9 protein-coding genes are annotated in these 6,576 nt (G+C 43.7%); 6 read left to right on the top strand and 3 right to left on the bottom strand.

Features of this window, described 5'->3' with window-relative positions; genetic code table 11:
• Nucleotides 1–132 precede the first annotated feature (132 nt).
• The 5 genes from rplM to pyrH all read left to right on the top strand — a co-directional run bounded on the left by rplM (nucleotide 133) and on the right by pyrH (nucleotide 3,930).
• Complete coding sequence (gene rplM, locus VN105_RS01100) at nucleotides 133–576, top strand: 50S ribosomal protein L13 (protein ID WP_142684667.1); 444 nt, start codon at nucleotides 133–135, stop codon at nucleotides 574–576.
• A gap of 14 nt (nucleotides 577–590) precedes the next feature.
• Nucleotides 591–980 carry a 30S ribosomal protein S9 gene (gene rpsI / locus VN105_RS01095; RefSeq protein WP_145661599.1) on the top strand — a complete coding sequence of 130 codons (390 nt, stop codon included), beginning with the start codon at nucleotides 591–593 and terminating at the stop codon, nucleotides 978–980.
• Nucleotides 981–1,072: 92 nt separating this feature from the next.
• Complete coding sequence (rpsB, locus tag VN105_RS01090) at nucleotides 1,073–2,059, top strand: 30S ribosomal protein S2 (protein WP_325637066.1); 987 nt, start codon at nucleotides 1,073–1,075, stop codon at nucleotides 2,057–2,059.
• Between the two features lie 132 nt (nucleotides 2,060–2,191).
• A complete protein-coding gene (gene tsf, locus VN105_RS01085) occupies nucleotides 2,192–3,016 on the top strand; it encodes a translation elongation factor Ts (protein WP_325637064.1) in 825 nt (274 codons plus the stop codon).
• 200 nt (nucleotides 3,017–3,216) lie between these two features.
• Nucleotides 3,217–3,930, top strand: a complete 714-nt coding sequence (gene pyrH, locus VN105_RS01080; RefSeq protein WP_142684670.1) for a UMP kinase — start codon at nucleotides 3,217–3,219, stop codon at nucleotides 3,928–3,930.
• Nucleotides 3,931–4,001: 71 nt separating this feature from the next.
• On the opposite strand, the gene VN105_RS01075 is transcribed toward pyrH, so the two are convergent.
• On the bottom strand, nucleotides 4,002–5,114 hold the full coding sequence (locus VN105_RS01075; protein ID WP_325637061.1) for a DUF3298 and DUF4163 domain-containing protein: 1,113 nt from the start codon (nucleotides 5,112–5,114) through the stop codon (nucleotides 4,002–4,004).
• A gap of 85 nt (nucleotides 5,115–5,199) precedes the next feature.
• Between VN105_RS01075 and pdxH the strand changes: the two genes are divergently transcribed.
• Nucleotides 5,200–5,847: a pyridoxamine 5'-phosphate oxidase gene (gene pdxH / locus VN105_RS01070; protein ID WP_325637059.1), complete on the top strand. Its 648-nt coding sequence runs from the start codon at nucleotides 5,200–5,202 to the stop codon at nucleotides 5,845–5,847.
• Nucleotides 5,848–5,926: 79 nt separating this feature from the next.
• Here pdxH and VN105_RS01065 read toward each other — a convergent pair whose 3' ends face one another.
• On the bottom strand, nucleotides 5,927–6,046 hold the full coding sequence (locus VN105_RS01065; protein WP_079471345.1) for a 30S ribosomal protein THX: 120 nt from the start codon (nucleotides 6,044–6,046) through the stop codon (nucleotides 5,927–5,929).
• 154 nt (nucleotides 6,047–6,200) lie between these two features.
• The gene (locus VN105_RS01060; RefSeq protein ID WP_029465307.1) at nucleotides 6,201–6,470 is read right to left on the bottom strand and encodes an HU family DNA-binding protein; all 270 of its coding nucleotides are present in this window, start codon (nucleotides 6,468–6,470) and stop codon (nucleotides 6,201–6,203) included.
• Between the last annotated feature and the right edge of the window lie 106 nt (nucleotides 6,471–6,576).

Below are 6,576 nucleotides of genomic sequence, written 5' to 3'. Positions count from 1 at the left end.
AATCAACTAATTACAAAGGTGCCTTGTAAAAAAGTGCCCAAAATGTATGGTTATTAAGAATGTGTAGCCTACCTTTGCACTCCCCATAATCGGGGAATTGTTTACAAGACGTAATTTTTATCGTATACAACAATGAATACATTAAGTTTCAGAACTAAATCGGCTAACGACGCTTACGTAAAGCGTGACTGGCATATAGTAGATGCTACTAACCTGACACTCGGAAGGGTTGCTGCTAAGATGGCTGCTATCTTAAGAGGTAAAAACAAGCCTTACTATACGCCTCATACTGATTGTGGTGATTATATCATCGTAATCAATGCAGAGAAGATTGCCCTGACCGGCAATAAAATGCAGGAAAAAGAATATATGCACTACACTGGTTTCCCAGGTGGTCAGAGAATCGAATTAGCAAAGGACCTGGTTCGTCGCCGTCCTGAAGTGTTGATCGAAAAGGCTGTTAAAGGTATGTTGCCTAAAAACCGTCTGGGCCGTGCTATGTACAAAAAATTATTTGTATATGCTGGTGCTGAACATCCTCATGCTGCGCAGAAACCACAACCTTTAACTTTCTAATTTTTCTCTGATACATGGAAAAGCAAAAAAATACAATAGGTCGTCGTAAGGAAGCTGTTGCCCGTGTGTATATTAACAAGGGTACCGGTAACATTACTGTAAACGACAAAGATTATAAAAACTACTTTTCTTTGATCTACCTGCAGAACCAGGTGGAACTGCCTTTCAAAACTATCGATGCGCTCGATAAATTTGATGTGAAAATAAATGCACAGGGTGGTGGTATCAAAGGTCAGGCTGAAGCTATTAAGCTGGGTATTGCCCGTGCTTTATGCGAAGTGAACATTGAGTTCCGTCCTGCATTGAAAGCTGCAGGTTTGCTGAAACGTGATCCACGTGGAGTTGAACGTAAGAAACCAGGTAAAGCAAAAGCAAGAAGAAGCTTCCAGTTCTCTAAACGCTAATATTTTTGAGCTATTGGCCGTTAGCTCCGGGCTAATTCGCCGGATGCTAAAAGCTAAACATTATTTGATCCTTTTAATTGAGTAATATAAACATGGAAAATAATACCTCATTGCAGCAGCAGTTACTGGAGGCAGGTGTTCACTTCGGTCACCTGAAGAAAAAGTGGAATCCCAAGATGCTGCCTTATATTTTCGCAGAAAAGAAAGGTATTCATATCATTGATCTGAACAAAACCGTAGAAGGTTTGCAGGAAGCAGCAGCTGCCCTGAAATCCATCGCTAAAAGCGGTAAAAAGATCATGTTCGTTGCTACTAAGAAGCAGGCGAAAGAAATCGTGGCAGATGCTGCGCGTAACATCAACATGCCTTTCGTAACTGAAAGATGGTTAGGTGGTATGCTCACTAACTTCTCTACGATCCGTAAGAGTGTAAAGAAAATGCAGAGCATTGAAAAAATGCTGCAGGACGGTACATTCGATAACATCACCAAGAAAGAACGTCTTACTTTAAGCCGCGATAAAGAGAAAATGGAGAAAGTGCTGGGTGGTATCGCCCAACTGGCACGTGTACCGGCAGCGCTGTTTATGGTTGATATCAGCCACGAACACATTGCACTGGCAGAAGCTAAGCGTTTGGGTGTTTCTACTTTCGGTATGGTAGATACCAACTCCGATCCTACCAAAGTAGATTTCGCTATCCCTGCGAATGACGATGCTACTAAATCTATTGCTATCATCACCAGCTACATCTGTGCAGCGATCGCTGAAGGTCTTTCTGAAAGAGCTACAGAGAAATCTGAAGAAGTAGAAGAGGAAGAAGAAGCAGATGATAAGGCCCGCAAATTTGAAGTGGAAGGTGGTGAAGACCGTGAAAGAGGTCGTAAACCAGGTGCACAGGGTGGTCGTGGTCCGGGCGGTCCTGGTGGTGCTAACCGTGGCGGTGGCGGTCGTGGTCCTGGTGGCCAGGGCGGTGCTAACCGTGGTGGCGGCGCTAACCGTGGCGGTGGAGCAGCAGGCGGACAACGTCGTCCATCTGGTGCCGGCAGCCAGGGTCCAAGAAAACCAGGCGGCGGAAGATAATATTTTAAGCTTTTAGCTATTAGCCTTTAGCTGTTAGTTCAACCATAGGGTCCTAACAGCTAAAGGCTAATAGCTGAAAGCCAGATGAAGTACTTGCAATAATTTTTACAACAAATAAACTAATTATAGCTCATGGCAACAATTACAGCAGCTGATGTAAATAAACTGCGTCAGCAAACTGGTGCTGGTATGATGGATTGCAGAAAGGCACTGGTAGAAAGCGATGGCGATTTTGAAAAAGCAGTAGACTACCTGCGTAAGAAAGGTCAGAAAGTGGCCGCTTTACGTTCCGATCGTGAAACCAAAGAAGGCGTTATCATCGCTAAAACTTCAGCGGATGGTAAATCCGGCGTTATTGTAGGACTGGGTTGTGAAACCGACTTCGTAGCTAAGAACGAAGACTTTGTAAAATTTGCACAGTCTATCGTAGACCTGGCACTCACTAACGGTATTAAAACTGTAGATGACCTGAATGCCGCTCAACTGGATGGCGCCAGCGTTGCTGATAAAGTAAACGACCAGGTAGCAAAAATCGGTGAAAAGATCACCCTCAATAAATTTGAATTTGTTGAAGCTGGTGGCGTAACCTCTTACATTCACGGTAACTACCGCATGGGTGTACTGGTTGCTTTCTCTAAGCCTGTTTCTGAAGAAGTAGGTAAAGATATCGCTATGCAGATCGCAGCTATGAACCCTATCGCAGTAGATGCAGACAGCGTTCCGGCTGAACTGATCGCCCGCGAAAAAGAAATTGCTGTTGAACAGGTGAAAGCTGAAGGCAAACCTGCTGAAATGGCTGAAAAGATCGCTGCCGGTAAAGTAAATAAATTCTTCAAAGAAAGCACCCTGCTCCAACAGGCTTTCGTTAAAGACAATAACAAGTCTGTAGCGGATTACCTGAAATCTGTAGATGCTGATCTGAAAGTAAATGGCTTTAAGCGAATTGCTTTAGGTTAATAAAAACATATCAAAAAAAAGGAGAGAATTTGTTTCTCTCCTTTTTTTTGCGCATAACTAATCATACACATAAAAGGACAGTAAACAGGTATCAGAAAAGGCATTTTTTTCTTCTTTCCTCCTTTCTGCATTTAAGTTGTATATTAGAATACCGTAATCGATATTAGGAAAATCACAATCTCACAATATTTTATAGCGTCATGTTGCCAAAGTATAAGCGTATTTTGCTCAAATTGAGCGGTGAAGCCCTCATGGGGGATGCAAATTATGGTATTGATCCGAAGGTGATATCCCAGTATGCCTACGATATTAAGGCAGTTACCGATCTGGGAGTTCAGGTCGCCATCGTTATAGGGGGTGGTAACATCTACCGCGGAATGAATGAAGCCGATACCGGTATAGAAAGAGCCCAGGGCGATTATATGGGTATGCTCGCCACAGTGATCAATGGTATGGCCCTTCAAAGCGGCCTGGAAAAGGTTGGTTTGTATACCCGCCTCCAGTCTGCCATTAAAATGGAACAGATCGCAGAGCCTTATATCCGTCGCCGCGCCATCCGCCACGTGGAAAAAGGTCGTGTGGTAATATTCGGAGGAGGTACCGGTAACCCATATTTTACTACTGATACTGCCGCCTCTTTACGCGCTATTGAAATCCAGGCCGATGTAATCCTCAAAGGAACCCGTGTGGATGGAATCTATACTGCTGATCCTGAAAAGGATAAAACAGCTACCCGTTTCGAAACTATTACCTTCTCAGAAGTATACCAGAAATCCCTCAACGTGATGGATATGACAGCATTTACCCTTTGCCAGGAAAATAAGCTGCCTATTATCGTGTTTGATATGAACCGCCAGGGTAACCTCCTGAATGTGATCATGGGTAAAAATGTAGGCACTTTAGTAAAAGGATAATTGAAGACATAAAAAAAGCAGCGAAGAACATCCGCTCTTCGCTGCTTTTTTATGCCGGCTACCGGCGCAGCTTATTTTAATATTCCTTTCATCTCCGTAAACGGAATATATAATGTTACCTGGCCCAGTGCATAAGGGCCAATTTCGTAAGGCACATAGCTGAAAGCAACTCCTTTGCCGGTGACAATCATATTATTATTAGGCGGGATGTTCTTCACCAGCAGGTTCTGGTCAAGTGCATCTTCTTCACTCATATTGAACCGTTTCTTAAAAGCTTTATCAAGCAGCCCGCTCACCGTTTCTTTATAGCCCGGTTTAAAAATATCATCCGGGGTGAGCACTTTGTGTTTAGACAGATCCAGTGTATAATAAGTGGCGCCCCAGTTGCCATGTGCACCGCCGGTAAAATCGTAAGCATACTTCTCTATAACCAGTAAAGGCCAGGTGTTATACACTACTTTCATATCATTGTCTGTAGTCCAGTTCCACGACAAAGCAGTGGTGTTATCGCTGAACTCACTGCTGTCGGCGTCTTTGGCTGAATAGCGATAACTCATGACAAAAGAATCGATTCCTTTTCTCAGGATTTTCTGGGGATCTGCGGTGCGACTGCTGCCGGTTACCTGGCTGATAATGAAACGGGCGGTGGTGCTGTCAACCAGCGAGTCGGGCCAGATGATGCTGTTGGTTACAGTTCCTACCGGTGATTTTAACATGGAAGGGATCAGCTTTGCTGAATCGATCTGGTAGAATACTTTCAGCGGTATGGCATTTTTAAGATCCGTATGCAGTTCAAAATGATAGGAGGTACCATCACCATGCCACACGCCATTAAACTTTCCGTCGTCCGAAAGATAGCCGCTGAACAGGCGGTCTTCCGAACTGTTATTGGTTTCTTCATAAATATTCGCCAGGGTAGAATCCAGGGTACCCCATAAAGGAATGGGCTGCCCGGTGCTATCATCGCAATAGTACCCGCGGAACAGGTGGGGGGCGGTTTTCAGCAATTGCATGGTAATATCTTTATTGCCCAGTTTCCCTTTAAGCTGGGTATAAAACAGGGGAGTGGAAGCCAGTGGTATAATAATGCCGGCGGTGTTGGCCGGTACGTTGCTGTTGTTACGTGTATGACAGGAGAGTAATGCAACAGTCATCAACAGTACCAGTGATGAAGCTCTTTTCATAGTATGATTTATATCAGGTACCTCAAAATTACTATTATCCTTCCATACCTTTGAGGACCCGTTTGAATCATAAAAATAACAGACCATGTTGAACCAGAAAATAGCAGATTTACGAAAAGATTATCAACTGGCTTCCCTGAATGAAAGTGAAGTGGCGCCGTATCCGCTATCCCAGTTCGGGAAATGGTGGGACGAGGCGATGAATAGCGAAATTGATGAAGCCAATGCCATGACACTGGCTACCAGTACACCGGATGGCCGGCCTTCTGCAAGGATTGTATTACTGAAGAGTTTTGATGATGATGGCTTTTTATTTTTTACCAATTATGAAAGCCGGAAGGGGCAGGAATTAGCGCAGAACCCACATGTTACCCTGTTGTTTTTCTGGCGGGAGCTGCAACGCCAGGTTCGTATAGAGGGTACTGTTAGCAAGGCGCCTGCATCTGTGAGTAACGAATATTATAACAGCCGCCCGGTGGGAAGCCGCATCGGCGCTATTGCTTCGCCGCAAAGCAAGGTCATTCCGGGTAGATCTTTCCTGGAGGAACAGGTAGACCAGGTAGCGGCAAAATATCAGCAGGAGGCTCCTCAAAGACCTGATTATTGGGGAGGTTATGTGGTAAAACCACAGGCGATAGAATTTTGGCAGGGGCGAAGCAGCCGGTTGCACGACAGGATCCTGTATACATTGCTGCCGGAAGGCAGCTGGAAAATAGAGCGCCTGGCGCCGTGATGCCTTTAAAATGTATCAAATAAAAATGCCGCTAAGATTATGTAAATAATCTTAGCGGCATTTTATTAAAAGCGTAAAATTAAGCTTTTGGTGCAGCAGCTTTAGCGGCAGTATTTTTTCTGGTCTTTGCAGATCTAACTTTACCGAAAGACTTACTGAAGATCTTACCTTTTTTGGTTTTAATATCTCCTCTACCCATAACGAATAATTTGAAGTTTGATGTTGTTAAAATATGATGTTATCAGGCTGCAAAATACTGCAATTCGATGAAATAGCGTAGTACTGGCGGTTTGATATAAAAAAAAAGCAAGAAACATGAACTGTTCCTTGCTTGAATAAGTTGTGTTAACTGATTAGAGCTTGTCGGATAAAGCTTTACCAGCTTTGAACTTAGCAACTTTCTTAGCCTTGATCTTGATGATCTGACCGGTCTGTGGGTTTCTACCGTTACGTGCAGCACGTTTAGAAACGGAGAAAGTACCGAAACCAACCAAAGTTACCTTACCACCTTTTTTCAGGGTATCAGCAACAGCTTTGGTGAAAGAGTCCAGCGCTTCGTTAGCCTGGGTTTTGGTAATAGCTGCATCTTTAGCAAGCTTGTCGATTAATTCGGCTTTGTTCATAGTTAGTAAGATTTAACTAGTGAAAAAATGTTTGATGTGAGCAAATATAGCGCGTTTTATCAGATTACCAAATTTTTTACAACTTTTTTATAGAAAATTTTATCGG

Source organism: Chitinophaga sp., assembly GCF_035564935.1.
GTDB lineage: Bacteria > Bacteroidota > Bacteroidia > Chitinophagales > Chitinophagaceae > Chitinophaga.
Note: the sequence above shows the minus strand (reverse complement) of the source record. Positions and strands in the feature narration are given on the sequence as shown.